General features: G+C 69.4%; 23 protein-coding genes and 1 pseudogene. 2 read left to right on the top strand and 22 right to left on the bottom strand.

From position 1 onward, the window contains the following. Window positions 1-11: 11 nt before the first annotated feature. The 16 genes and pseudogenes from ftsZ to ABFD52_13660 form a co-directional block, all read right to left on the bottom strand. A pseudogene (gene ftsZ / locus ABFD52_13735) lies at window positions 12-986 on the bottom strand (cell division protein FtsZ). A gap of 10 nt (window positions 987-996) precedes the next feature. Beyond that, window positions 997-2,220, bottom strand: coding sequence for a cell division protein FtsA (gene ftsA / locus ABFD52_13730; GenBank protein ID MEN6561826.1), 1,224 nt, complete (start codon window positions 2,218-2,220; stop codon window positions 997-999). Window positions 2,221-2,223: 3 nt separating this feature from the next. Continuing rightward, window positions 2,224-3,084 carry an FtsQ-type POTRA domain-containing protein gene (locus tag ABFD52_13725; protein MEN6561825.1) on the bottom strand — a complete coding sequence of 287 codons (861 nt, stop codon included), beginning with the start codon at window positions 3,082-3,084 and terminating at the stop codon, window positions 2,224-2,226. Between the two features lies 1 nt (window position 3,085). Continuing rightward, a complete protein-coding gene (murC, locus tag ABFD52_13720; protein MEN6561824.1) occupies window positions 3,086-4,435 on the bottom strand; it encodes a UDP-N-acetylmuramate--L-alanine ligase in 1,350 nt (449 codons plus the stop codon). 35 nt (window positions 4,436-4,470) lie between these two features. Then, window positions 4,471-5,571 carry an undecaprenyldiphospho-muramoylpentapeptide beta-N-acetylglucosaminyltransferase gene (gene murG, locus ABFD52_13715; GenBank protein MEN6561823.1) on the bottom strand — a complete coding sequence of 367 codons (1,101 nt, stop codon included), beginning with the start codon at window positions 5,569-5,571 and terminating at the stop codon, window positions 4,471-4,473. After that, on the bottom strand, window positions 5,568-6,686 hold the full coding sequence (locus tag ABFD52_13710) for a putative peptidoglycan glycosyltransferase FtsW (protein MEN6561822.1): 1,119 nt from the start codon (window positions 6,684-6,686) through the stop codon (window positions 5,568-5,570). Before ABFD52_13710 ends, murG begins: the two co-directional genes overlap by 4 nt. Further along, entirely contained in the window at window positions 6,683-8,056 is a 1,374-nt protein-coding gene (gene murD / locus ABFD52_13705) for a UDP-N-acetylmuramoyl-L-alanine--D-glutamate ligase (protein MEN6561821.1), read from the bottom strand. The genes ABFD52_13710 and murD overlap by 4 nt, the downstream gene beginning before the upstream one ends. Window positions 8,057-8,058: 2 nt before the next feature. Further along, window positions 8,059-9,147, bottom strand: coding sequence for a phospho-N-acetylmuramoyl-pentapeptide-transferase (gene mraY, locus ABFD52_13700; GenBank protein MEN6561820.1), 1,089 nt, complete (start codon window positions 9,145-9,147; stop codon window positions 8,059-8,061). 3 nt (window positions 9,148-9,150) lie between these two features. Beyond that, entirely contained in the window at window positions 9,151-10,539 is a 1,389-nt protein-coding gene (gene murF, locus ABFD52_13695) for a UDP-N-acetylmuramoyl-tripeptide--D-alanyl-D-alanine ligase (GenBank protein MEN6561819.1), read from the bottom strand. Window positions 10,540-10,541: 2 nt separating this feature from the next. Next, entirely contained in the window at window positions 10,542-12,005 is a 1,464-nt protein-coding gene (locus ABFD52_13690; protein MEN6561818.1) for a UDP-N-acetylmuramoyl-L-alanyl-D-glutamate--2,6-diaminopimelate ligase, read from the bottom strand. After that, window positions 12,002-13,756 carry a penicillin-binding protein 2 gene (locus tag ABFD52_13685; protein MEN6561817.1) on the bottom strand — a complete coding sequence of 585 codons (1,755 nt, stop codon included), beginning with the start codon at window positions 13,754-13,756 and terminating at the stop codon, window positions 12,002-12,004. The genes ABFD52_13690 and ABFD52_13685 overlap by 4 nt, the downstream gene beginning before the upstream one ends. Before the next feature lie 10 nt (window positions 13,757-13,766). Continuing rightward, window positions 13,767-14,066 (bottom strand): septum formation initiator family protein, encoded by a 300-nt coding sequence (locus ABFD52_13680; GenBank protein MEN6561816.1) that lies wholly within the window; start codon window positions 14,064-14,066, stop codon window positions 13,767-13,769. After that, entirely contained in the window at window positions 14,066-14,962 is an 897-nt protein-coding gene (gene rsmH / locus ABFD52_13675; protein ID MEN6561815.1) for a 16S rRNA (cytosine(1402)-N(4))-methyltransferase RsmH, read from the bottom strand. Before rsmH ends, ABFD52_13680 begins: the two co-directional genes overlap by 1 nt. Next, the gene (locus tag ABFD52_13670; GenBank protein MEN6561814.1) at window positions 14,959-15,426 is read right to left on the bottom strand and encodes a hypothetical protein; all 468 of its coding nucleotides are present in this window, start codon (window positions 15,424-15,426) and stop codon (window positions 14,959-14,961) included. The genes rsmH and ABFD52_13670 overlap by 4 nt, the downstream gene beginning before the upstream one ends. Before the next feature lie 163 nt (window positions 15,427-15,589). Next, complete coding sequence (locus ABFD52_13665; GenBank protein ID MEN6561813.1) at window positions 15,590-15,877, bottom strand: DUF2007 domain-containing protein; 288 nt, start codon at window positions 15,875-15,877, stop codon at window positions 15,590-15,592. Continuing rightward, window positions 15,787-16,305, bottom strand: coding sequence for an NUDIX hydrolase (locus tag ABFD52_13660; protein ID MEN6561812.1), 519 nt, complete (start codon window positions 16,303-16,305; stop codon window positions 15,787-15,789). The genes ABFD52_13665 and ABFD52_13660 overlap by 91 nt, the downstream gene beginning before the upstream one ends. 208 nt (window positions 16,306-16,513) lie before the next feature. On the opposite strand from ABFD52_13660, the gene ABFD52_13655 reads away from it, so the two are divergent. Continuing rightward, window positions 16,514-18,514 (top strand): DUF6600 domain-containing protein, encoded by a 2,001-nt coding sequence (locus ABFD52_13655; protein ID MEN6561811.1) that lies wholly within the window; start codon window positions 16,514-16,516, stop codon window positions 18,512-18,514. Here ABFD52_13655 and ABFD52_13650 read toward each other — a convergent pair. The 6 genes from ABFD52_13650 to ABFD52_13625 form a co-directional block, all read right to left on the bottom strand. After that, entirely contained in the window at window positions 18,504-19,832 is a 1,329-nt protein-coding gene (locus ABFD52_13650; GenBank protein MEN6561810.1) for a peptidoglycan DD-metalloendopeptidase family protein, read from the bottom strand. The two genes, ABFD52_13655 and ABFD52_13650, sit on opposite strands and share 11 nt — an antisense overlap. Continuing rightward, the gene (pssA, locus tag ABFD52_13645) at window positions 19,829-20,614 is read right to left on the bottom strand and encodes a CDP-diacylglycerol--serine O-phosphatidyltransferase (protein ID MEN6561809.1); all 786 of its coding nucleotides are present in this window, start codon (window positions 20,612-20,614) and stop codon (window positions 19,829-19,831) included. The genes ABFD52_13650 and pssA overlap by 4 nt, the downstream gene beginning before the upstream one ends. Before the next feature lie 2 nt (window positions 20,615-20,616). Then, entirely contained in the window at window positions 20,617-21,246 is a 630-nt protein-coding gene (locus tag ABFD52_13640) for a phosphatidylserine decarboxylase (protein ID MEN6561808.1), read from the bottom strand. An 8-nt stretch (window positions 21,247-21,254) separates the two neighbouring features. Continuing rightward, window positions 21,255-22,739 (bottom strand): M20/M25/M40 family metallo-hydrolase, encoded by a 1,485-nt coding sequence (locus tag ABFD52_13635; protein ID MEN6561807.1) that lies wholly within the window; start codon window positions 22,737-22,739, stop codon window positions 21,255-21,257. 107 nt (window positions 22,740-22,846) lie between these two features. Further along, window positions 22,847-23,056: a hypothetical protein gene (locus ABFD52_13630; GenBank protein MEN6561806.1), complete on the bottom strand. Its 210-nt coding sequence runs from the start codon at window positions 23,054-23,056 to the stop codon at window positions 22,847-22,849. Between the two features lie 6 nt (window positions 23,057-23,062). Then, window positions 23,063-23,623: a peptidylprolyl isomerase gene (locus ABFD52_13625; GenBank protein ID MEN6561805.1), complete on the bottom strand. Its 561-nt coding sequence runs from the start codon at window positions 23,621-23,623 to the stop codon at window positions 23,063-23,065. Between the two features lie 154 nt (window positions 23,624-23,777). Between ABFD52_13625 and ABFD52_13620 the strand changes: the two genes are divergently transcribed. Next, window positions 23,778-25,340, top strand: a complete 1,563-nt coding sequence (locus ABFD52_13620) for a M28 family peptidase (GenBank protein MEN6561804.1) — start codon at window positions 23,778-23,780, stop codon at window positions 25,338-25,340. Window positions 25,341-25,347 lie beyond the last annotated feature (7 nt).

The raw sequence follows: 25,347 nt of genomic DNA, 5'->3' as shown, positions 1-25,347 counted from the left end.
GCCTTCTCCGGAGATTGCTCGAACCCGGTGGCGATGACGGTGACCTTGACCGTGTCCTTCATGCCCTCGTCGATGACCGTGCCGAAGATGATGTTGGCGTCGGGGTCGGCCATGCTGTGGATGAGCTGCGAGGCCTTGGAGACCTCGTGGAGGGTCATCGTCTTGCCGCCGGTGATGTTGATGAGGACGCCGTGGGCGCCCTCGATCGAGGTGTCGATGAGGAGCGGCGAGGAGATCGCCTTCTCGGCGGCCTCGAGGGCCCGGTTCTCGCCCGTGGCCAGGCCCGTGCCCATGAAGGCCATGCCCATGCCCTTCATGACCGACTTGACGTCGGCGAAGTCGAGGTTGATGAGGCCGGGCTTGGTGATGAGATCGGAGATGCCCTGGGCGGCCTGGCGCAGGATGTCGTCGGCCAGCCGGAAGGCGTCCTGGACCGAGGTGTTGATGCTGACCGTCTGGAGCAGCCGCTCGTTGGGGATGGCTATGACCGTGTCCACGGCCGACTTGAGCTCCTTGAGCCCTTCCTCGGCCTGGCGCGTCCGGACCCGGCCCTCGAAGCCGAAGGGCAGGGTGACGATGGCGATGACCAGGACGTCGAGCTCGGCGGCCAGGTTGGCGACGATCGGGGTCGCGCCCGTGCCCGTCCCGCCGCCGAGGCCCGTCGTCAGGAAGACCATGTCGGCGCCCTGGAGGACCTCGAGCAGCTTCTCGGTGTCCTCCATGGCCGCCTGGCGCCCCGTCTCGGGCCGGCCGCCCGAGCCGAGCCCCTTGGTCAGCTGGCCGCCGATCTGGATCTTCGTCCGGGCCCGGTTGCTGTTGAGGGCCTGGGCGTCGGTGTTGACGGCGATGAACTCGACGCCCTGGACGCCGTGCTCGATCATGCGGTTGACCGCGTTGCCGCCGCCCCCGCCGAGACCGACGACCTTGATCTTGGCCCCGAGCTGGTCTTCGACCAGGCGGAATTTCAGCCGGGATTCGTCGCTCATGATGTCCTCCTTATCCTTCCTTGAACCAGTCCTTGAACCTGGCGAAGGCGCCCTTCTTGCGGTCCTTGGCCAGCCCGCGGTCCTGCCAGATGTGAAAGCCGTAGAGCACCAGGCCCACGGCCGTCGCGAAGTCGGGGGTGGAGACGCGGTCGACGAGGCCGCCGACGCCGCCCGGGTCGCCGCGCCGCACCGGCAGGTCGAAGATCTCCTCGGCCACCTCTTCGAGGCCCTCGAGGAGGGCCGTGCCGCCGGTCAGCACGATGCCCGAGTTGAGGGACTTGTCATAGCCCATGCGCTTGATGTCGGAGTCGACCAGGCGGAAGATCTCCTCGGCCCGGGGCTGGATGATGTCGGCCAGGAGCTGGCGCGACAGGACCCGGGGCTTGCGGCCCTTGCCGACCGAGGGCACCTCGATCGTCTCCTGCTCCTCGACGGGCGGCCCGGCGATGCAGCCGTACTTCTTCTTGATCCGCTCGGCCTCGGGGATGGGCGTGCGCAGGCCGACGGCGATGTCGTTGGTGAAGTTGTCGCCGCCGATGGGGATGGTGGCCGTGTACCAGAGGCTGCCGCGCTCGTAGATGGCCACCTCGGTCGTGCCGGCGCCGATGTCGATCTGGCCGACGCCGAGCTCGCGCTCGTCCTGGGTCAGGACGGACTGGGCCGTGGCGATCTGGTTGAGGACGATCTCCTCGATGCCGATGCCGGCCCGCTCGACGCAGCTCTTGAGGTTCTGGAGCGAGGTCAGGGCGGCCGTGATGATGTGGACGTTGACCTCGAGCTTGATGCCGCTCATGCCGACCGGGTCCTTGATGCCGTCCTGGTCGTCGACGATGAACTCCTGGGGGATGATGTGGATGATGTCCCGGTCCGGGGGGATGGGGATGGCCTTGGACTGGTCGACGACACGGCGGACGTCCTCCCGGGTGATCTCCCGGTTCTTGCCCGAGACGGCGACGACGCCGCGGCTGTTGAAGCTCTTGATGTGGGCCCCGGAGATGCCGAAGAAAGCCGAGTCGATCTCGACGCCGGCCATGAGCTCGGCCTCCTCCTGGGCCTTCTTGATGGCCGAGGTCGTGGCCTCGAGGTCGACGACGACGCCCTTGCGCAGGCCGTGCGAGTCGGCCGTGCCGATGCCGATGACCTCGATCTTGCGCTCCTCGGTGACCTCGCCGATGATGGCCACGACCTTGCGCGTCCCGATGTCGAAGGCGACGATGTAGCTGTTCTTGGGCATGCCTCAGTCTCCTTTGTCAGGTTGGGGGGAGCCGTCCCCGGCCGGCTCGGCTGGCCTCAGGTAGACCCGGCCGTCGAAGCTCATGTTGGCCAGCGCCAGAGGCCCGAAGAGACCCTCCCAGCCGGCCCGGCCGGCCCGGAAGGCGGCCAGGCCCTCCGCCGGCGAGGCGGCGGAAACGACGATCCGCACCGGGTCGCCGCGGAAAGCGAGCTCGAGCGTGCCGTAGTCGCTGCAGCGGACGCCGGCCAGCCGCCCCTGTTCGGCCGGCGGCAGGCTCCGGAGGCAGCGGCTGGCCGCTTCCCACTTCTCGTCGAACCCGGCGGCGAAGCCGGTCTCGTCGGAGACGACCGGCAGGGCGTATTCGTCGGGCGAATAGACCGGTTCTAGGGAGCGGCCCTCCCCGTCGGCCAGGCGCAGGCCGTCCCGCTCGAGCAGGGCGAACGGCGTCCGCTCGACGACGGTGATGCGCAGGCCCGAGGGGAAGACCTTCTGGACGGCGGCGTCCTTGACCCAGGCCAGCCGCCGGACCTGCATCCGCACGGCCTCGAGGTCGCAGAGGAGGATGTTGCCGAGCCTCGGCCCGGCGTAGTAGGCCTCGATCGCCCGCTTGAGATCGGGCCGGGAGGAGACGGCCGTGACCTTGCGGATGGCCAGCTCGTCCCAGGTGACCAGGAAGAGCCAGGCCTCGTGGAGGGCGACGAAGAAGGCGGCCTGGAGCGCCAGCAGGGCCAGGACCTGGCGGACCCCGAAGGCGCGGCGGCGCCGGCTCTTCTGCAGGGCCCGGGCGCCTGGCCCGGGGCCGAAGCGGCGGGCGAAGAGAGGCGGCTTCCTCTCCCGGCCCAGGTCTCCGATGACGGTCGCCATGTCAGTCCCTGGCCTCCAGGCGGGCGATGATGTCGGGGATGGTCCGGTTGATGTTGCCGGCCCCGAGGACGAGCAGCAGGTCGCCGGGGGCGAGGATCGTCCGCAGCAGGGCCGCGATGTTCTTCGGGTCGGGCTCGTAGTGGACCTGCTTGTGCCCGAACTGGCGGACCTCCTCGTAGAGGGCCCGGCCGGTGACGCCGGGGATGGGCTCCTCGCCGGCCGGGAAGATCTCGGTCAGGACCAGGACGTCGGCCTGGTTGAAGGCCGTGGCGAAGGCGGTCATCAGCTTTGACAGGCGGGTGTAGCGGTGGGGCTGGAAGACGGCCACGACCCGGCGGGGCCAGCCGCGCTTGGCCGCCTCGAGCGTCGCCTTGATCTCGGTCGGATGGTGGGCGTAGTCCTCGACGACCATGATGTCGTCGACGACCTTGCGCAGCTCGAAGCGCCGGCCCGTCCCGGTGTAGCTCTCGAGGGCCTCGAGGATCGTCCGGGCCGGGATGCCCAGGTCGAGGCCGACGGCGGCCGCGGCCATGGCGTTGAGGATGTTGTGCATCCCCGGGACCTGGAGCTTCAGCGGCCCGAGGGCCTTGCCCTGGGCGAAGAGAACGGAGGCGCTGCGGAACTCGTCGAAGACGCAGTCGCGGGCGGTCAGGTCGGACTGGGCCGAAAAGCCGTAGGTGATGACCCGGCGCTCGATCTGGGGGATGATGCTCTGGAGGTTGGGATCGTCCAGGCAGAGGATGACCGGGCAGTAAAAGGGGACCTTGTTGGCGAAATTGACGAAGGTCGTCTTGAGGTCGTCGACGCCGCGGTACTGGTCGAGGTGCTCCTCGTCGATGTTGGTCAGCACGGCGATGAAGGGCGAGAGGAGGAGGAAGGAGCGGTCGCTCTCGTCGGCCTCGGCGACCATGAAATCCCCGGCGCCGAGCTTGGCGTTGGCCCCGATCTTGTTCAGGCGGCCGCCGACGATGATGGTCGGGTCGAAGCCGCCGGCCTCGAGGACGAGGGCCGTCATCGACGTCGTCGTCGTCTTGCCGTGGGACCCGGCCACGGCGACGCCGTTCTTCATCCGCATCAGCTCGGCCAGCATCTCGGCCCGGGGGATGACGGGGATGAGGCTGGCCCGGGCCTGCTCGACCTCGACGTTGTCCTCGCGCACGGCCGAGGAGATGACGACGACGTCCGCAGCCTGGACGTTCTCGGCCCGGTGGCCGATGGCGATCCGGGCGCCGAGGGCCCGGAGCCGGCGGGTGGCGTCGTTCTCCTGGAGGTCCGAGCCGGAGACCGCGTAGCCGAGGTTGAGCAGGACCTCGGCGATGCCGTTCATGCCCGTGCCGCCGATGCCGACCATGTGGATGCGGTTGAGCTTGCGATAGCCTTTCTTGGTCACGACGCGGCCCCCTTGGGCGGGCGCTTCATCAGGGACAGGCAGAGGGCGGCGATCCGTCCGGCCGGGTCCTCGGGCTGCAGCCGGGCCGCGTTCCGCTCCATGCCGTCGAGGTCCCCGGGCTGGTCGAGGAAGCGGAGGATCCGGGCGGCCAGCGCCCCGGCCGTGGCTTCGGCCTCGGACAGGACGACGGCCGCGCCGACCGACCCGAGCTCGCGGGCGTTGACGGTCTGATGGTCCTCCGCGGCCCCGGCGAAGGGGACGAGGATGGCCGCCTTGCGGGCGGCGATGAGCTCGGCCAGGGTGGTCGCCCCGGCCCGGCAGACGACCAGGTCGGCCCGGCCGAAATAGGCGGGCATATCGGGGATATAGGCGGCCACCTCGGCCTGGGCGAAGCCGCCCGCCTTGTAGGCGGCGGCGACGGCGTCCAGGTCGGCCGTGCCGGTCTGATGGGTCAGGCGGAGCCGGCCCTTCGCCGCGGCCAGGAGCGGCAGGGCCTCGACGACGCGGGTGTTGAGGAAATGGGAGCCCTGGCTGCCGCCGAAGACGAGGACGTCGAGCGCCGGGCCGCGCGTTTTCGCCGGCAGCCGGTAGAATTCCTCGCGGACGGGATTGCCGAGGACGACGCCCCGGCCCCTGAGGTAAGGCAGGGTCGAGGGGAAGGCGGCGACGGCCCGCCGGACCCAGCCGACGAGCAGGCGGTTGGTGAACCCGGGCCGGACGTTCTGCTCCAGGATGACCGTCGGGATGCGGAGCCAGGAGGCCAGCAGCACGATCGGCCCCGAGCTGTAGCCGCCGACGCCGATGACGAGCGATGGCCGGGTCCGGAGCAGGATGCCGAGCGACTGGACGAAGGCGAGCGGCAGGATCAGGAGGCCGCGCAGGCTCCTGAGGCCGCGGCCCTTGAGGCCCTCGATGCGCATGGGGATGAAGCGCACGCCCTGGCCGGCCATGATCCGGCCCTCGACCTCGCGCCCGGTCCCGACGTAGGTCAGCTCGATCTCCGGGGCCAGGGCCGAGAGCTTGCGGCCGACGACCAGGGCGGGGTAGAGGTGGCCCCCCGTGCCCCCGCCGCTGATGATGACCTTGGGCCGCTTCATATCTTCACCGTTCCCCACGTGTCGCCCCGCTTCCCGCTGATGTGGAGGAGCAGGCCGACCGCGGCCAATGTGCAGAGGAGAGAGGACCGCCCGTAGGACAGCAGGGGCAGGGGCGTGCCCTTGGCCGGCCCGAGGCCGAGGACGATCGACATGTTCATGAGAGCCTGGGCGACGATGAGCAGGGTCAGGCCCGCGGCGATCATCTTGTAGGCCGGGCTCGGCGCCGTGAGGGAGATCTTCAGGCCCCGCCAGAGGAAGAACAGGTACAGGCCGAGGATGGACAGGGTCCCGGCGAGCCCGGTCTCCTCGCCCACGATGGCGAAGATGAAGTCCGTGTGGGCGAAGGGCAGGAAGTTGAGCTTCTGGGTGGACTGGCCGGGGCCGACCCCGATGAGCCCGCCCGTGCCGAACGCCAGCTTGGACTGGTCGACCTGGTAGCCGCTGCCCAGGACGTCCTTCTCGGACGACAGGAAGCCCTGGAGCCGCTGGACCCGGTAGTCGGCCTTGACGAGATAGAAGCCGAACAGGGCGCCGGCCACCAGCCCGGCGGCGGCGATGTAACGGAACTTCAGCCCGCCCATGAACAGGACCATCGCGGCGATGCCGGCCAGCAGGACGGCCGTCCCGAAGTCGGGCTCGATGAGCACGAGGACCACGGTGGCGACGACGACGGCCACCGGCCAGGCCAGGGTCTTCGGCTGGTTGAGCGTGTCCTTCCTGGCCTCGGCGTAGGTGGCCAGGAAGAGGATGAGGCTGATCTTGGCCAGCTCCGAAGGCTGGAAGCGAATGCCGCCCAGGACCAGCCAGCGATTGGTCCGGGCCACGCTGGGCATGGCCAGGCAGAGGGCCAGCATGGCGATGGTCAGGCCGAGGAGGCCGTAAACGAAGGCCGGCTGAAGGAAGAACGATTTCTTGACCTTGACCAGGAAGGCGACGATCAGGAGCCCGGCCACGGCGCCGAGGACCTGCTGGACCATGAAGTGGAAGGACTGGTTGTATTTCTCGCGGGCCATGAAGCCCGACGAGCTGAAGACGAAGAAGACGCCGAAGCAGGCCAGGGCCAGCGCGGCCGCGAGCAGCGGCAGGTCGATGCCCAGCCGGCGGACGGCGCTCATCGTCCGGCTCCGTTCTTCCGCAGGCCCGCGGCCAGACGCCGGACCTCCCGCTTGAAGGTCCGGCCGCGCTCCTCGAAGTTCCTGAACATGTCCCAGCTCGTGGCGGCCGGGGCCAGGAGGACGACGTCGCCTCTGCGGGCCCGGGCGAAGGCCGCGCGGACGACCTCGCGGTAATCGGCCGCGCGGTCGACCGGCGCCGCGCCGCCGAGGGCCTTTTCGATCTTGTCCGCGGCCTCGCCCACGAGGACGACCGAGCGAACCTGCCGGCGGACCGCGGGGCGGAGCGGCCCGAAATCGCCGCCCTTGCCGCGGCCGCCGAGGACGAGGACGATCGGGCGGTCGAAGCTGGCCAGGGCCTTGAGCGTGGCGTCGACGGTCGTCGCCTTGGAGTCGTTGACGAAGCGCACGCCGCGGACGGTCAGGACGTCCTCGAGCCGGTGCTCGAGGCCGTGGAAGGACCGGATCGTCCGGCCCATCGAGGCCGGGCCGGCGCCCAGGAGGCGGCCGATGACGGCGGCGGCCAGGACGTTCTCCAGGTTGTGGGCGCCGGGCAGGGGGATGCGGGAGACGGGCAGGACCCGCTCGGCCGCGCCGTCGCGGACGACGACCCAGCCGTCGTCGACGAAGGCGCCGCGGGCCGGCCGGCGCCTGCGGCTGAAGCCGTGGACTTCGGCCCGGGTCTCGGACCGGAGCCCCCAGACCGCGGCGTCGTCGCGGTTGAGCACGGCCCGGCCTTCCGGTCCCATCCGGGTGATGAGCTTCTTCTTGGCCGCGAAGTAGTTCTCGAACGTGCCGTGCCAGTCGATGTGGTTCTCGGAGACGTTGAGCAGGGCGGCCACGGCCGGGGTGAAGCGCTCGGTGTACTCGAGCTGGAAGCTGGAGATCTCGGTGACGTAGAGATCGTCGTCGCGGCTCCTGTCGACGAAGGAGATGAGCGGCGTGCCGATGTTCCCGGCCAGGCGGGCCCGCAGGCCGGCGTCGGCGAGGATGCGGTGGACGAGCGTGACCGTCGTCGACTTGCCGTTCGAGCCGGTGACGCCGATGATCCGGCCACGCAGGAAGAGATAGGCCAGCTCGATCTCCGACAGGACCGGCACGCCCTTGTCGCGGGCGGCCCGGATCTCGGCGATGGGCGGGACGCCGGGGCTGGGGACGATGAGGTCGGCGGCCAGGAAGGACTCCGGCCGGTGGCCGCCGGTCTCGAAGGCCACGCCGAGCGCGGCGAACTCCCTGATCTTCGGCCCGAAGGCCTCGGCCGGCTTCTTCTCCGTGACCCGGACCCGGGCCCCGCGGCCGACGAGGAAGCGGGCCAGGGCCTCGCCGGTCCGCTCGAAGCCGACGATCAGGACGTTCTTGCCGCTGAGCTCCATGGCTATCTCAGTTTCAGGGTCGACAGGCTGAACAGGGCGAAGATGATGCCCAGGATCCAGAACCGGACGACCACCCGGCTCTCCGGCCAGCCGGACAGCTCGAAGTGGTGGTGGAGCGGGGCCATCCGGAAGACGCGCTTGCCCCCGCTGATCTTGAAGTACGAGACCTGGAGGAGGACCGAGAGGGCCTCCAGTATGAAGACGCCGGCCACGGTGAAGAGCAGGAACTCCTGCTTGATCAGCAGGGCGATGACGGCCATGGTCGCGCCGAGCGACAGGGCGCCGACGTCGCCCATGAAGATCTGGGCCGGATGGCAGTTGAACCAGAGGAAGCCGAGGCAGGCGCCGGCCAGGGCGCCGGCGAAGACGGTCAGCTCGGCCGCCGGCGGCACGTAGGGGATGTTGAGGTAGCCGGACCACTTGACGTTGCCGGCGACGTAGGTCAGGGCCGTCAGGGCGGTGATGCTGATCAGGGTCAGGCCGATGGCCAGGCCGTCCAGGCCGTCGGCCAGGTTGACGGCGTTGGAGGAGCCGACCAGGATGAACATGATCCAGGGCAGGTAGAACCAGCCGAGGTAGGGGATCCAGTTCTTGAAGAAGGGGAAGCTCAGGTAGAGCCGGAACTGGCCGTGCAGGCCGAGCCAGACGAGGACGAGCCCGACCGCCGCGGCCAGGACGACCTGGAGCGCCATCTTCTGCCAGGGCCGCAGGCCCAGGGACCGTTTCCGGCGGACCTTGAGGATGTCGTCGGCGAAGCCGACCAGGCCGAACAGGATCATCGACCCCATGGCCACCCAGACGTAGGCGTTGCTGAGGTCGCCCCAGATGAGCGTCGTGACGGCCGTGCTGAAGATGATCAGCACGCCGCCCATGGAAGGCGTTCCCTTCTTGGCGAGATGGGTCTTCGGGCCGTCGCTCCGGATCTCCTGGCCGATCCGGCCCCGCTCGAGGCGGCGGATGAACCAGGGGCCCAGGGCGAACATCAGGACCAGGGCGGTGATCCCGGCCAGGGCCGTGCGCACGGTGATGTAGCGGAAGACGTTGAACAGGAAGAAGCTCTTGCTGAGGGGGACGAGGAGCCAGTACAGCACGGCCTACTCCTTTCCTCGGGCCTTGAGGGCCTCGACCACGCCCTCGGTCCTCATGCCGCGCGATCCTTTGACCAGGACGAGATCGCCGTCCCGGACGATCGAGGCGATGGCCGCCGCCGCGCTCCCGGCGTCGTCGAAGCGGTGGATGGCCGCGGCCGGCATGCCGGCCGCCGCCGCGCCGTCGGCGATGAAGGCCGCCAGGGGGCCGATCGCGACCAGGACGTCCCAGCCCGTTCGGGCCGCGGTCTCGCCGGCCTGGCGGTGGAACTCCGGCCCGCCCTGGCCGAGCTCGAGCATGTCGGCCAGCACGGCCACCCGGCGGGCGGCCGGCAGGACGGCCAGGCTGGCCAGCGCGGCCTCGAGGGCCCGGGGATTCGAATTGTAGGAATCGTCATAGATGCGGAGGCCCCGGCCCGCTTCGTGGACCGAGCCTCGCCCGGCGAACGGCCTCAGGTCCCGGATCGCCGGACGGATCTCGTCCAGGCGCAGCCCCAGGGACAGGGCCACGGCCGCGGCGGCCAGAAGGTCGGGCACCGCGGCCCGGTTGACGCAGGGCAGGGCCACCCGGCCGGATTCCCGTCCATAGCGAAGCAGGAACTCGAAGCCCTCGTAGCCCCTGGAGGCGATGTCCTCGGCCCGGACCTCGCAGCCCGGGGCCTGGCCGAAGAGGATCTTCCGGCCGGGGAACCCGGAGGCGATGTCCAGGACGAGCGGGTCGTCGCCGTTGAGGACGGCCGCCGCGCCCGGCTTGGCCCCGTCGAGGATCTCCTTCTTGGCCCGGGCGATCCCGGCCAGGTCGGCGAAGAACTGGAGATGGACCGGGCTGACGTTCGTGATCACGGCGACGTCGGGCGGGGCGACGCGGGTCAGGGCCAGGATCTCCCCTGGCGCGCTCATGCCCATCTCGAGGACGGCGACCTCGAGGCCGGGCTCGAAGCGCAGGACCGACAGGGCCAGGCCGAGGTAATTGTTGAAATTCCCCTCGGACTTGATGACCCGGAAGCGGGCCGCCAGCAGCGCCGCGGCGAATTCCTTGGTCGTCGTCTTGCCGACGCTGCCGGTGATGCCGACGACCTTGACCGGCCGGCGGACCAGGACCTCGCGGGCCAGGGCCTGGAGGGCCGCGACGGTGTCCCGGACCAGCACCAGCCCGAATCCCGGCGGCAGGTCCGCGGCGACGGGCCTGGCCACGACCGCCCCGGCGGCCCCGGCCGCGGCGGCGGCGGCGACGAAATCGTGGCCGTCGCGGCGTCCGGGAACGGCGAAGAAGAGGCTGCCCGGAGCGCAGAGCCGGGAGTCGATGGCGTAGCTCGCGAAAGTCAGCGCGGGCCCGCCCCGGAGGATGGCCCCGCCGGCGATCCGGGCGACTTCGTCGAGCCTCAGCGCGGCCATGGTCAGGCGGCCTCCAGCCCGCGCAGCGTCTCTTCGACGACCTCGATGTCGCTGAAATGGACGGTCCGGTCCTTGAAGACCTGGTAGGTCTCGTGGCCCTTGCCGGCGATGAGGACGATGTCCCCCTTGTTGGCCGCGGCCAGGGCCCGGCCGATGGCCTGCCGGCGATCGGGCTCGATCTCGTAGGACCGGGCGCCTTCCTTGGCGAAGCCCTGCTCGATGGCGGCGATGATGTCCCGGGGATCTTCGGAGCGGGGATTGTCGGAGGTCAGCACCGTCCAGTCCGCCAGGCGGGCGGCGACGCGGCCCATGCGCTCCCGCTTCTCCCGGTCGCGGTCGCCGCCGGCGCCGAAGACGAGGACGACGCGGCGGGGCTTGAGCTCGCGGGCGGTCATGAGCAGGCTCTCGAGGGCCCGGTCCGTGTGGGCGTAGTCCACGACGACGGACAGGCCGCGGCGGTTGGCGACCCGCTCGAAGCGTCCGGGGACGCCCTTGAGCGCGGCGATGCCCTTGACGATGTCAGCCGCGGAGATGCCGAGCGCGAGCGCGGCCCCGATCGCGGCCAGGAGGTTGTAGAGGTTGTGGCGGCCGACGAGGGCCGACTGAACGTGCATCGTGCCGCCCGGGTAGGTGACCTGGGCGTCCAGGCCCTCGCCGGAAGGCACGTACTTCAGGGCCCGGACGATGGCCGCGGGCTCGAGGCCGAACGTGACCGTGGCCATGGGCAGCTGGCCGACCAGCCTCTGGCCCCACGGGTCGTCCCAGTTGACGACGGCCGTGCTCTTCTTGTGGTCGAGGAAGAAGAGCTTCTTCTTGGCCTCGAAGTAGGCTTCCATGCTCGGGTGGTAGTCGAGGTGCTCGCCGCTGAGGTTGGTGAAGACCGCGACGTCGTAGCCGACGCCCCAGACCCGCTTCTGCTCGAGGGCGTGCGACGAGACCTCCATGACGACGTGGCTGACCCCGTGGTCGAGGAAGTCCCGGAGCATGGCCTGGAGGTCGGAGGACTCCGGGGTCGTCCGCGGCGCATCCATCCGCCAGCCCGGGCGGCGGTATTCGATGGTCCCGATCAGGCCCGCCGCCGCGCCGGCCGCCCGCAGGATCTCCTCGAGGATGAAGGTGGTCGTCGTCTTGCCCTTGGTCCCGGTGACCCCGACGATCTTCAGCCGGTCGGCCGGATGACCGAAGAAGCTGGCCGCGGCCAGGGCCAGGGCGGCCCGGGCGTCGGCGACCTGGACCCAGGCCGCGTTCACGGCGGCCGGCCGGGGCCAGGCGGACAGGATGGCCGCGGCGCCGTTGCCGACGGCCTCGGCCACGAAGTCCATGCCGTTGCGGGCCGCGCCGGGCAGCGCGGCGAAGAGATACCCCGGACGGACGGACTTCGAGTTGTAGGCGATGCCGGAGATGTCCTCGCCGCCGCCGGAGCGGGCGATGACGGGGATGTCGCGCAGGACCTCGTCGAGCTTCACGTCCGCTTCTCCTTCTTCCGGCCCGCCGCCGGGACGTCCGGGGGCATGGCGCGCTCCGGCGCGATCCGGAGATAGCGCAGGATCTGCCTGGCGATGTCCCGGAACACGGGCGCGCAGGCCTGGCCGCCGTAGTAGGCCTCCTTGGGGGCGTCGAGGACGACGATGATGGACAGGCGCGGCCTCTCGAGCGGCGTGAAGCCGACGAACGAGGCCGTGTATTGCTTGGTGTAGGCCCTGAGGGCGTCGTCGTATTTCTGGGCCGTCCCGGTCTTGCCGGCCGCGCCGAAGCCGTCGATCCGGCCGTCCTTGGCCGTGCCCTGTTCGACGACCTCGGAGAAGACGCGGTCGACGAGCTCCCTGGCGATCTTCTCGCTGACGGCCCGGCGGGAGCCGTCGCCGTCCTCGACCGCCGCGTCGGCCGCGGTCCCGTCGGCGTCGCGGACCACGTGCGGGCGGACGCGCTGGCCGCCGATGGCGAAAGCGTTCATGGCCACAAGGGTCTGGAGGGCCGTGACCTGGACCTCGTAGCCGATGGCGACGTGCGGCAGCGAGTTCTTCCTGTTCCAGTCCTCGGGCCGGCGGACCTTGCCCGAGGACTCCCGGGGCAGGTCGATGCCGGTCCGCGACCCGAACCCGAAGGCCCTGATGGTCTCGCAGTATTCGGGGATGGTCAACCGCTGGGCGAACAGGACCGTGCCGACGTTGGAGGAATGGATGAGGACCTGGGGGAAAGTCAGGACCCCCTCGCGCTGGTGGTCGGTGATGGTCGTGCCGCCGATCCGGATGGATCCGGCCGAGCAGTCGAAGATCTCCCCGTAGCCGACCCGGCCCCGCTCGCGGGCCGCCGCGGCGGTGACGATCTTGAACGTCGAGCCCGGCTCGTAGCTGGCCTGGACGGCCCGGTTCATCCAGGCCTCCTGCGGATACGGGTACTGGTTGAGATCGTAGGCCGGCCAGTTGGCCAGGGCCAGGATCTCGCCGGTCGGCGGGTCCATGACGATGACCGAGCCCCAGTCGGCCTGGTGTTCGACGATCGCCCGGGCCAGCTCCTTCTCGACGATGTACTGCATGGTCGAGTCGACGGTCAGGACCAGGTCCCGGCCGGGCACGGGCGACTTGAGGACCTGGGCCTGGTAGTTGCGGCCGCCGCCGACCTCGTAGGTGATCTGCAGGCCCGGCTCGCCCTTCAGGCGGTCGTGGTAGCGGGCCTCGACCCCGGTCCGGTTCTCGCCGTCGGGGGCCATGCCGCCGATGATGTGGGCGGCCAGGGCGCCGTGGGGATAATACCGCCGCGTTCCCGGCTCGAGCTCGACGCCGGGGAGCTTCAAGACCATGGCCCGGGCGGCCTCCTCTTCGGGGATGCGGCTTTTCACGTAGGTGTACTTGGCCCCGTCCCGCAGGCGGCCGAGGACGCGGGAGGCCTCGCTCTCCGGAAGGTCCAGGGCCCGCTTGAGCGCCAGGACCTTGTCGCGCTCCTGGCCGGGCGTCTCCCTGTCGAGGTGGCGGACGGCCACGGAGGGGGAGGGCAGGCTGCAGGCCAGGATCTCGCCGTTGCGGTCGTAGATGCTGCCGCGCTGAGGCTCGATCGTGACCTTGTCCTGGGTCTGGCGCTGGACGATGGCCTTGGCCCGGGCATGGCCGAAGACCTGGATCTGGACGAGCCGCCCGGCGACGACGGCGCCCCAGGCGGCCAGGACGAAGGTCAGGATCTTGATCCGCCGGCGGATGTCGCTCTCGTAGAAGGATCTCATGGCCTGAGCCTCACCGGGGTCTATCCGGCGTCCGGAAGACGATGTCGCCGTTGGGCGGATCGGTCAGCCCCAGCTTCTCCCGGGCGATCGCCTCGACCCGGCCGGGGTCGAGCAGGGCGGCCCGCCGCAGCTTGAGGGCCTCGATGGTCTTCTCGAGCTCCAGGATCCTGGCGTCGCTCTTGGTGATGTCGAGGCCGAGCTTGACCGACTCGGTCTGGTACCAGACGTAGAAGGTCAGGATGCCGACGGCCGCGAGGGCCACGGCCGCCCCGAGGGCGATCCCCTTAACGTTCCACTTGCGCCGGACCATCAGATCCTCTCCGCGGCCCGCAGCTTGGCCGACCGGGACCGGGGATTGGCCGCGACCTCGGCCTCGGAGGCCATGACCGGCTTGCGGGTCAGGACCTTGACCAGGGGCGCGCCCTCCTCCGGGGCGGCCAGGGCCAGGAAGGCCCGCTTGACGATCCGGTCCTCGAGCGAGTGGAAGGAGATGAGAACGAACCGCGTCCCTTTCGCGGCCCTGCGGACGGTCCCCTCGATGAACTCGCCGAGCCCCTCGAGCTCGCCGTTGACCTCGATGCGCAGGGCCTGGAAGGCCTTGGCGGCGGGATGGATCCGGCCCTTCTGAGGCCGCCAGCGGTAGATCCGCTCGATCAGGATCCGGAGGTCGCCCGTCGTCTCCAGCCGGCCGAGCTTGCGCAGGTGGACGATCTCCCGGGCCAGCCGGCGGGTCTGGTCGAGCTCGCCGTAGCGGGTGAACAGATCGGCCAGCTTCTGCTCGGGGTAGGTGTGGAGGATCTTGTGCGCGGTCGTCTTCATCCGCTGGTCCATGCGCATGTCCAGCGGGCCCTCGTGCATGTAGCTGAAGCCGCGCTCGGGCGAATCCAGCTGGAAGGAGGAGATGCCCAGGTCGGCCAGGACGCCCCGGACCTTGTCGAAGGGGATGTCGAGCTCGGCCAGGTCCTTGAAGTCGGCCTGGTAGAGCGTGACCCGCCGGGCGAACGGCCTCAGCCGCTCCCGGGCCGACTCGAGGGATTGACCGTCGCGGTCGAGGCCGATCAGGCGGGCCCGGGGATTCCTCTCCAGGATGGCCAGGGCGTGGCCGGCCAGTCCCAGGGTGCAGTCCACGTAGACGCCCGCCCGCCCCGGGTCAAGGAATTCGATGACTTCGGCGGGCAGGACCGGCAGATGTCCGTTCTCCGTCATTCCGGCTTTCCTCGAGGGATCAGGCGGGCAATGCTCTCGAAATCCTCGTCCGAGAGCGGTTTCTCCTCGAGAGTTCCGTCGAGAACGTCCTTGTTCCAGATCTCCAGGTGGTTGGACAGACCGAGGACCTCGACCTCGTCGTGAAGCTTGGCCTTCTCCCTAAGGGCCTGGCTGATCAGGACCCGGCCCTTGGAGTCGAGCTCGTGCCGCGAGCCGTTCCGATTGACGCGCAGCATGAACCTGCGGACATCGGGGCGGAGATGGAGGGCGCCTTCGGAGGCCAGGTCGGTCATCGCCAGCCAGACGCTGAGCGGATAGATCTTGATCGAGTCGTCGGAAAGGGAGGTCACGAAGAGGTCTTTGCCGTACACCTGCTCGATGACTTCGCGGAATTTTTCCGGGATCTTGATGCGCCCGCTGGCGTCAAGCCGTGCGGTGTAGTTGCCGATAAGAACGTTCGCCATCTCTGCTCAGTCCCGATTTGTCCCGTTTCGTCCCAAATATATGAGTAAAAACAGGGCTTGTCAAGCAAAAAGAGCCCAGAATAAGGGGAAAGTGGAGGGGCCCCAAAAGTGGGCCGGGAACGGTGGCGGGATACCAGCGGTTGGGTGCTTCGGCGGGGCGGTTCTAAGCCGGGTCCTGCGGGCCCCGGTCGTCGTCCGGCGCGGGCTTGGCGGCGACGAGGTCGCGGGCCTCTTCGGCGTCGTCCTTTTGGACCAGGACCTTGAACTCGGCCAGGCCGTCGACCGTCAGCGGATAGACGAAGGGCGCCGTGCGGCCGCGGATCACCGAGGGGATGCCGTGGCTTTCGAGGACGCTCTGGATCAGCTCCGCTTCGAACGGGCCGTAAACGCGCGCGACCTCGACGAGGTCGGAGCCGTCCGGCGTTCCGCGGCGGTCGTCGTTTTCGGACATGGGCATATCCCTTTCCTGGACGCGAGGTAATCGTCGAGGATCCTGCGGTGATCGAAGGCCAGCGGCCGGCGGCGGTCGCGGGGATCGGCGACGATGGCCGTCCGGGCGTCGTCGCCGCCCCTGGGCCGGCCCGCGGCCCGGGCCAGGAAGACCGTCGAGATGGTGTGGAAGCGCGGGTCCCGGGCCGGGTCCGAGTAGGCCCCGAGCTGGCCGAGGAGCTCGACATCGAGCGAGGTCTCTTCGCGGGCCTCCCGGACGGCGGCCGCCTCGAGCGTCTCGCCGTAGTCGACGAAGCCGCCGGGCAGCGCCCAGCCGGGCGGCGGGTTCTTCCGCTCGACGAGGACGATGCCCCGGCGCCGGCGGCCGTCCATGACCTCGATGATGATGTCCACCGTGGGGAACGGGTTGCGGAACTTGCGGCGGGCCATGGACTCTCGACCTTTCGCGCCCATTGTAGGGGCCGGGTCCGGAACTTGTCAACGGGCGAGAACGGGGACGAAGCGTCCCCTTTTTCGCCCGCCCAGTCCTCCAATGGGGACATCCTCGGCCAGGGCCATCCCGTTCTTTAAGGCGGCGGGCTTGGCATGAAAAGTGCTATTATAATGACGTCCATTGTCCATGAAAGGGAGGACGGCCATGAAGAGAAGGGGTTTTAGCGGGGCGGTCATTGCCGCGATCTTTCTCGTCTCAGCCGCCGGCCTGCAGGCGTCCGGTCACTACAAGGTCCTCAACGGGCCGAAGGATTTCTATTTCGGCCACATCAGCTACATCGAGCCCGGCCCCGAAGGGGCGGCCCCGTCCGTCCTGCGGGAGGGAAGCGTCAGGCCCGAAGACGGCGCGCTCAACGTGCCCGTCGGCCCGGGCGACACGGTCCGGACGTCCTCCGGCCGGCGCTGCGAGATCCAGTTCGACAGCGGCACGATCGTCCGGCTCGATTTCGGCACGGAAGTGAAGGTCGAGACCATCCTGGCCCGCAGCTTGAGCAGCCTTGACGAGATCTCCGTCCTGTCCCTGGCCAAGGGCCGCCTCTGCGTCATGTACAAGGAATACGACCGCCAGGAGATGTTCCAGGTCCTGACCCCGAACGCGGCGGTCAAGCTGTCGCACAACTCGGTGGCCTTCGTCGCCGCGGCCGGCGACGGGACGACCGAAGCCCAGGTGAGATACGGCCGGGCCCGGCTGCTCTTCGGCCCCTCGGAGGACCGCCTCCAGGACCGGACGGTCCGGAAGGGCGAGCGGCTGATCGTCCAGGCCGACCACCAGTCGCAGCTGGCTCCCGCGATCGATGCCTCGGCGTTCGAGCTCTGGAACAAGGAGGTCAACGCCCATTTCGAAGCTCTCCACGAAGGGGTGACGGCCCTGCCCAAGCCCATCCAGAAGCTGCCCCCGGCCGTCTTCTATTTCGCCCAGGCCTACGGCAACCGCTACGGCGAATGGCTCTGGGACGACCTCTACGGCTATGTCTGGCGCCCCTACATCGACAACGGCCGCTATCCCTGGGGCTGGAGCCCCTATTTCTACGGCCGCTGGTCCTATACCGGCGGACAGATGTTCTGGGTGTCCGAGGAGCCCTGGGGCTGGGTCCCTTATCACCTCGGGATCTGGCAGTGGGACAAGAAGCGCGGCTGGTTCTGGCTCCCCGGCTCGACGTTCGCCCCGGCCTGGGTGGCCTGGGATTTCTATTTCGGGTACGCCTGCTGGCGGCCCTGGAGCATGTTCGATTGGCTGAGCGATCCCTATATGTACGGATCCGATCCCGCCTGGATCTCCTACTTCCGCTACATGAACGGGGCCTGGAACTATGATTGGCTCCGCAACGGAGGAGGGGCGGGAGGGGTCTTCGTCCCGGACCGGACCGGCGTCCGCAAGGACGCGCTGAAGCAGCCCGCCGCGGGCTCGCTGCCGGTTCCCTCGGAGCTCAAGGGCGTCGTCAAGAAGGTGACCGCGGCCTATCGGGCCGGCGACGCCGGCCTTCGGGAAAGCGCGGCCGCCGTGCCGGGCCAGCTTGTCTTCGTCGCCGGGGGGGACCTCTCGGCCCGGGCCGTCCACGAGAAGGCCCTGACCTGGGACAAGGTCCCGAAACAAGGTGCGCCGGCGTCCCGCGCGAACGTCGCGCCCCGGCGCGTCGCCGACCCGCGCCGCGAGGCCGCCCGCATCTTCCGCGGCGCAGACGGCCCGGCCGCCGCTCCGCGGCCGAAGGCCATGCCGTCCGCGCCCCAGATCCGCGGCGGCGCGCCCGCCGGGCCGGCCGTCCGCGCCGCCGCGCCCGTCCGCGCGTCGGCCCCGGCGACGGCCCGCTTCCGCGACTGGAACCCCGACCAGCGCGTGGCCCGCGAGCTCGGCGTCCATATCGAGTACGGGAGCATGCGGAACGAGATCCGCTGCCCCGAGCTGAGGATCGCGTCACGCGACAGGGACAGGACCTCCGGCCCGTCGGCCCGGCTGACCTCGCACGGCGTCGTCGCCTCCGCTCCCGTGTCCGCGTCCGGCGGCGGTTCCGGCGTTTCGGGCTCCGGCGCCACAGCGACCTCGTCCGCCTCGACGGCCACCGCCCGCGGCGGGTCCGAACGGACCTCGTCGGCGGGGGGGAACAACGGTTCAAAGAGCGGAGAAGGCGGCGGGAAGGTCAAAAACTGACGGCCGGCGTCAGGCTCGCCGCCCGGAGGATCTCCGGCAGCCGCAGGGCGACATCCAGCCGGGCGACCTCCTTCCGATAATCCTCCAGGAATTCCTTGCGCAGGGGCTCGGCCGGCTTGAACTTGTGGCCTAACGGGTTGACCGGGCCGCCGTGGAAGTAGATGCGGTAATCCAGGTGGGGGCCCGTCGAATCGCCCGTCGAGCCGACATAGCCGATGATGTCGCCGCCCCGGAGCGAGGCGCCCTTGCGCACTCCGGGCCCGAAGCGGCTGAGATGGAGGTAGGCGGTCTCGTAAGCGTTCCTGTGCCGCATCCGGACGATGTTGCCGGACCCTCCCTCCCGGCCGGCGAAGGTCACCTCGCCGTCGGCCGTGGCCTGGACCGGCGTCCCGACGGGCGCCGCGTAGTCGACGCCGTAGTGGGGCCGGAAGATCTTGTAGATCGGGTGGAAGCGGCTGGACGAGAAGCGCGAGGTGATCCGGGCGAACTTGATCGGCGAGCGCAGGAAGTCCTTCCGCCGCGAGCCGCCGGTCTCGTCGAAGTAGTCCCAGGCCTTGGTGTCGGGGTAGGCGAAGCGGTAGGCCCGGTAGGTCTTCCCTTCGTTGACGAACTCGGCGGCCAAGATGTTGCGGTAGCCGGCCGGCCGGCCGGCCAGGTAGCGCCGCTCGAAATAGATGCGGAACGCGTCGCCCCGCCGCAGGTCGGTGTTGAAGTCGATGTCCCAGCCGAAGCAGCGCTCGACCAGGTCGATGGCCAGCGAATCCTCCTCGCCGGCCTTGTTAAGGGCGGCGATCAGGCTGTCCTCGATGATCCCGGCGACGAAGGCCGTCTTGTACTCGACGGGCACGGACCTCATCTCCGCCCGGACCCCGGCGCCGTCGCGGTCGATGACCAGGTAGCGGGTCTCGTCGACGTCGTATTCCAGCCGCTGCCAGGGGCCGTCCGGAAGCGAGGCCAGGCGCAGCTCCTGGCCGGCCCTGAGCCGGGCCAGGTCGTAAACCGGCTTGACCGCCTGTCCGAGATCGTGGATCTCGCGTGCGGTGAAGCCGCGCCGCTTGAGCAGGTCGGCCAGGTTCGAACGGGCCGGCACGATGATCTTTTCGATGACGAGCTCGGGCGGGGCCGGCGGGCCGGGCGCCTCGGCGGCGGGCAGGGGCCGGAAAGGCTCTGGCGGCGCGGGCGGGAAGACGACCCGGGCCAGCAGGACCAGGGCGGCGATCAGCGCGGCCGCGACGGCCAGGACCGCCGCGAGACGGGCCAGGCGGAGCCGCGCCCTCGGCCGGGCCGGGCGTTCCGGCGGCGCTCCTCCGAGGGTCATCCGGCGGCCGCCCCTCCCTCGGGCGGAGTCGCCGGGTGGGGGCTTTCCGTCCGGGCCTTCCGGTGCGGCTTCTTCCTGAGCGCCCTGACCAGGGCCGCGACCGGGCCGGAGAGGACGTTCAGCCCGAAGAACAGCAGCAGGAAATAGCGCGCGTAGAAGAGCACCCCGAAGAGGATGACGGCCACGATCAGGCCGGTGCGGATGTTGACCCGCCGGCCGATGAAGGCCTTGATGTAGTTCGGGTAGGGGAAAGTGCTGACCATGCACAGGGAGATGAGGAGCGTGATGACCGCGATCAGGAATCCCGATTCGCGGGCGGCCAGGGGGACCGGGTGGAAGTTGACCAGGGAGGACATGAAGATGGCCGCCGAGGGCACGGTCAGGCCCTGGTAGTGCTTGCGGTCGGACGGGACGTGGCTGCGGACGTTGTAGCGGGCCAGGCGCAGGACGCCGGCGCTCAGGAAGACAAAGCCGAAGAAAACGGCCGGCGGGCCGGCCATCTCCATGCCCCAGTAATAGATCAGGAGCGACGTGGCCAGGCCGAAGGACACGGCGTCGGCCAGGGAGTCGAGCTCGATGCCGAAATCGGACGGCGTATGTGTGGCCCGGGCGACCAGGCCGTCGAGGCCGTCCATCAGGGCGGCGATGATGATCATGAGCCCGGCCCAGCGGTAGCGCCCGTGGAAGGTCAGGAGGATGCTCATGAACCCGAAGAACAGGTTGGTCAGGGAGAACAGGCTGGGCAGGACGTTGAGGCCGTAGATCGGTTTCTTCTGTTTCATTTTCATTGCGGAACCTCGCCGAGGACGGTCAGCCCCCCTTTGACCTTGTCGTGGGGCGCGACCCGGACCGCCACCGTTCCGGGCAGGGTCAGCTCGACCCGGGAGCCGAAGTACATCAGGCCGATCCTCTGGCCGCGGGCGACAGCGTCGCCGGCCTTGACGAAAGCCTTGATGCGGCGGGCGGCGACGCCGACGCTCATCTTCAGGACGATGTCGGCCGGGCCCCCCGTGAGGAGGAGCGTCCGTGATTCGTTGACCTCGCCGGCCTCGGGCCGTGAGGCCTTGAGGAACTTCCCGGCGCGGCACTCGGACCGGGCGACCGTCGCCGCGAGCGGGGACCGCACCAGGTGGACATTGAGCAGGGACAGGAAGATCGTGACCCTGGTCACGGGCCCGGGCAGGTCCGGGTGGCCGGGCAGGGACTCGACCCCGAGGACCTCGCCGTCGGCGGGGGAGACGAGCAGGCGCTCGCCGGCGGGCGGCAGGCGTTCGGGATCGCGGAAGAAGAAGGTGAAGGCCGCCGCGAAGAGCAGGAACAGGATCGCCGGCGGCCACCAGCCGAGGGCCAGGACCAGCGCGGCCGCGGCCAGGGAGGAGAGGATGAAGGGCAGGCCTTCTTTGGCGATCCTCATGGCCCTGCTCAACGGTCGGCCCAGGCGTAGCCGGCCAGAAGGGCCAGCCTGGCCGCGTCGGCCATGATGTCGGGATTGATCCGGTAGATCGTGTCCCCGGTCTGGTGATAAGCGAGATGAGGGCCGTTGGAGCCCAGGGTGGCGGCCGGGATGCCCTTGGCGAAGAACGGCGCGAAGTCCGAGCCGCGGACGCCGACGCCCCGGATCGTCCCCAGGCCGCGGAGGACTTTGACCGATCTGTCGGCCGCTTCGAGGGCCTTGGCGAAATCGGGCGGCTCGGCCCCGGCGGCGCCCCAGAGGCCGTCGCCCTCGCCGGTCATGTCGAAGTTGATCATGCCCGCGACCTTGTCGAACGGGGCGGGGAGGTGCTCGGCGAACCAGGTCGAGCCCTGGAGGCCCATCTCCTCGCCGCCGAAGAGGGCGATGACGATCGACCGCTTGGGCTTGCGGGCGAGCCTGGCGAAGGCCTTGCCCGCCTCCATGGCGGTGGCGCTGCCGCTGGCGTTGTCGTCGGCGCCGGGGAAGAGGAGGCCCAGGTGGGAGCCGGTGTGGTCGAAGTGCCCGCCGATGACGACGCATTCGCGGCGGAGCCTCGGGTCGGAGCCCTCGATGAAGCCGACGACGTTGCAGCCGACGGCCTGGGGGAAGTGCCGCGACTGAACGGCCAGACGGATCCTGGCCCGGAGCGGGAAAGAGACCGGCCGCTTGTAGGTGAGCAGAGCCTTTCTCAGATCGGCCGCGGTCGAGCCGGCATCCTCGAGGACGGCATCCATGATCTTCAGGCTGATCATGGCCGGGGTGAAGCCGGCCAGGAAATCGCCGTTCGGATTGGAGGCGATCTCGTCGTAGATATAGACGATGCCCAGCGCGCCCTTGTCGAGGGCCGCCTTCATCCGGGTCCGGTGCTCGTCATGATGCTGGTATCTCGGGTCGTCCCCGTCCGGCGTGCCGCGGAAGCAGAGGACGAACTTGCCCTTCACGTCGAGGCCGGCGTAATCGTCGTAGCCGATCTCCGGGGCCGAGATGCCCCAGCCGGCGAAGACCGCGTCGGCCGTCCGGTCGCCGCTGTCGGAGTAGAGCAGGGGCAGGAAGTCCTTCTCCGGAACGAGCTTCATCTCCTTGTAGGCCGGCGCCTTGGCCGGGTCCGGCGGCCCGGCCGGGAGGAAGACGGTCATCTCGGCCTTGTCGACGACGGTGTACGGCGAGGGGTAAGGCTGGAGGTAGCCGCCCTTGCCCGGGATGGGCTTGAGGCCCCAGGCGGCGAACTTCCCGGCGGCCCACCGGGCGGCGGCGGCGTAGCCGGGATGGCCGGTCAGGCGTCCGGCGAACTCCGGACCGGCCAGGGTTTTCACGATGTCATAGGCCTCGGCCGGGCTGATCGCCGCCAGGCCGTCCTTGAGATCCTGGCCGGGCGCCTGGGCGGCCGCAGGCGGGAGAACCTGCGGGGAGGCCAACGCCAGGATCAGAATCAAGACCGGGACGCGCGTTTTCATGCCCAGATTCTAGCCGCATCCCCCCGAAAAGTAAATGCGAGCCTCGGGAATCACCCCCTCGCCGCGCTGATCTTCCGCCCCGCTCCGACGAATGCCCTCGGCCAGGATCAGCGGCCGCGGTTCTGTTCTCTGAGGGCCCGGCGGCGGGCGATCTCCTTCTTCACCCCCGGATGGAGGAGGAAGACATAGTAGATGGCCAGCAGGATGACGATGACGCCGAAGCGGGGGACGTTGCCCCGCGCCAGCGAGACGAAGGCGTAGGCCAGGAGGCCCAGAAGGGCCCCCAGGTGCAGGAACGGGAAGATGGCGTTGAACAACCCTGCTTACTTGACGACCGTCGCCGAGAGGATCGTGATCGGCTCGAGCGGCACGTCGCGGTGGCCGCGCTTGCTCCCGGTCTGGACCCTGGCGATGGCGTCGACGACGTCCAGGCCGGCCACGACCTGGCCGAAGGAGCAGTACTTCATCTCGTCCAGCCGGAAGTTGTCCACCAGGTTGATGTAGAACTGGCAGGTGGCGCTGTCGAGCTCGCTTGTCCGGGCCATGGCCACGGAGCCGCGGGCGTTGGTCAGCCCGTTGCCGGATTCGTTCTTGATGGTCCCTCCGGACTGCTTCTCGTGCATGTCGGCCGTCATCCCGCCGCCCTGGATCATGAAGCTCGGGATGACGCGATGGAAGATCGTCCCGTCGTAGAACTTCTCGCTGACGTAGGCCAGGAAATTCTTGACGGTGATCGGCGCCTTGGCCGGATAGAGCTCGATGGTGATGTCGCCCATCGTCGTCTTGAGAAGGACCTTGGGATTGGCGGCCGGGACCTGGGCCAGGGCCAGCCCGCCGGCGAAAACGATCGCGGCGGCGAGGACGGGGAGAAGATTGCGGGTCATGGATGCCTCCTGGAATGCGCTCCTTAAAGGCCAAAATAGCAGAATCGGCCGGCCGAATCAATCCGGCCGCCGCGGGCGGGAAGAACGGCTTTGACTTGCGCGGCGGCCCGACCGTAGAATAGCCCCTCGGTTCGATCACGAAGGAGGAAAAGCAATGACCTTGACACGCTCCCGCCGCACGATGATCGCCGCCCTCCTCGCTCTCGCCGCCGCTGGCGCGGGATTGCGGGCCCAGCCGGGCCGGCCGGCCCCGGCCCCGCAGACCGACGAGGCCAGGTTGCTGGCCGCCATGCACCTCATCCAGAGCCAGCCGCTCTATAACTACGTCGCCGAGCTCGTCTCCGAGAAGTACGGCGGCCGGCTGACCGGGACGAAGGAGTACGAGGCCTGCGTCGCCTGGGTCGAGTCCCTGCTCAGCGGCTGGGGCGTCGAGCCCGGCGGCGACAACGGCACGTACCGCCAGCTTTTCCCCAATCCTTACACCGTCGTCCTGCCCGGCGGCGTCTGCGAGATGACCATCCCCGCCGGCAAGGGCGGGACGATCACGAAATCCTATCGCTACGAGGACGACTTCATCCCCGGCGGCACGTCCGGCTCCGGCACGGTCAAGGCCGAGGTCGTCTACGCCGGCTACGGCATCTCCGCTCCAGAGCTCGGCTACGACGATTACAGGGGGCTCGACGTCAAGGGCAAGATCGTCCTGATAGAGAGCGAGGTCCCGGTCGGGCCGGGCGAGAAGACGCTCGAGCTGTTCAAGAAGTGGCGGCCCTACTCCTTCCACCAGTACAAGCTCAGGAACGCCGCGGCGCACGGAGCGGCCGGCATGCTCTACAACTACGGGCCCATCGGCAATCCCAACAACGCCTACGTCGAGGGCTTCGTCTACCACCATGTCGGCCAGACCGTCGTCGCCGACGTCTTAGCCGGGACGGGCCGGAGCCGCGCCGATGTCGTCGCCCGCATCCGCAAGGATCTCAAGCCGCAGTCGTTCGCCACGGGCAAGACGATGACCATCGGCAACCGGACCGAGCACCATCCCGACGGCGTCGGCATCAACCTCATCGGCAAGATCACCGGGTCCGACCCGGTCCTCAAGGACGAGGTCATCATCATCGGCGGGCACCTCGACCACCTCGGCCGGATGTGGAAGCTCATGCCGGGCGCGAACGACAACGCCACCGCCGCCGCCGTCACCCTGGGCGTGGCCGAGGCCATGGCCAAGAGCGCGATCAAGCCCAGGCGGACCGTCGTGTTCTTCTTCTTCGGCAGCGAGGAGCAGAGCGAGGACCAGGGGACGCAGGGCTCGCACTATTACACCGATCACCCGATCTATCCGCTCGACAAGACGGCCGTCTTCATCAACATGGAAGGGCCGGGGACCGGCGACCGGATCGGGGCCTCGGGCGGGACGAACTATCCCGGCTTCTGGAAGTTCGTCGAGAAGGCCAACGCGAGCTATATCCACCGGGTCCTCAGCACCGGCCCGGCCTCCTACCCCGGGCGGCCGCGCCAGGATTCGGCCTGGTTCTTCTGGAAGGGCGTGCCCTCGCTGACCTTCGGCGCCGACGGCGGCCCGGAGCCGCCCTACTCGACCTACCACAACACCCGCGACTCGCTCGAGCTCATCACCCCGGAGATCATGGAGGACCTGGCCCAGCTGCTGTTCATGACCATCATGGACATCAGCGACGAGCCGGTCATGAATTTCCGGCAATAGGGGAGTC

The sequence above is a fragment of the Acidobacteriota bacterium genome, from assembly GCA_039683095.1.
GTDB lineage: Bacteria > Acidobacteriota > Aminicenantia > Aminicenantales > Saccharicenantaceae > RBG-16-66-30.
Note: the sequence above shows the minus strand (reverse complement) of the source record. Positions and strands in the feature narration are given on the sequence as shown.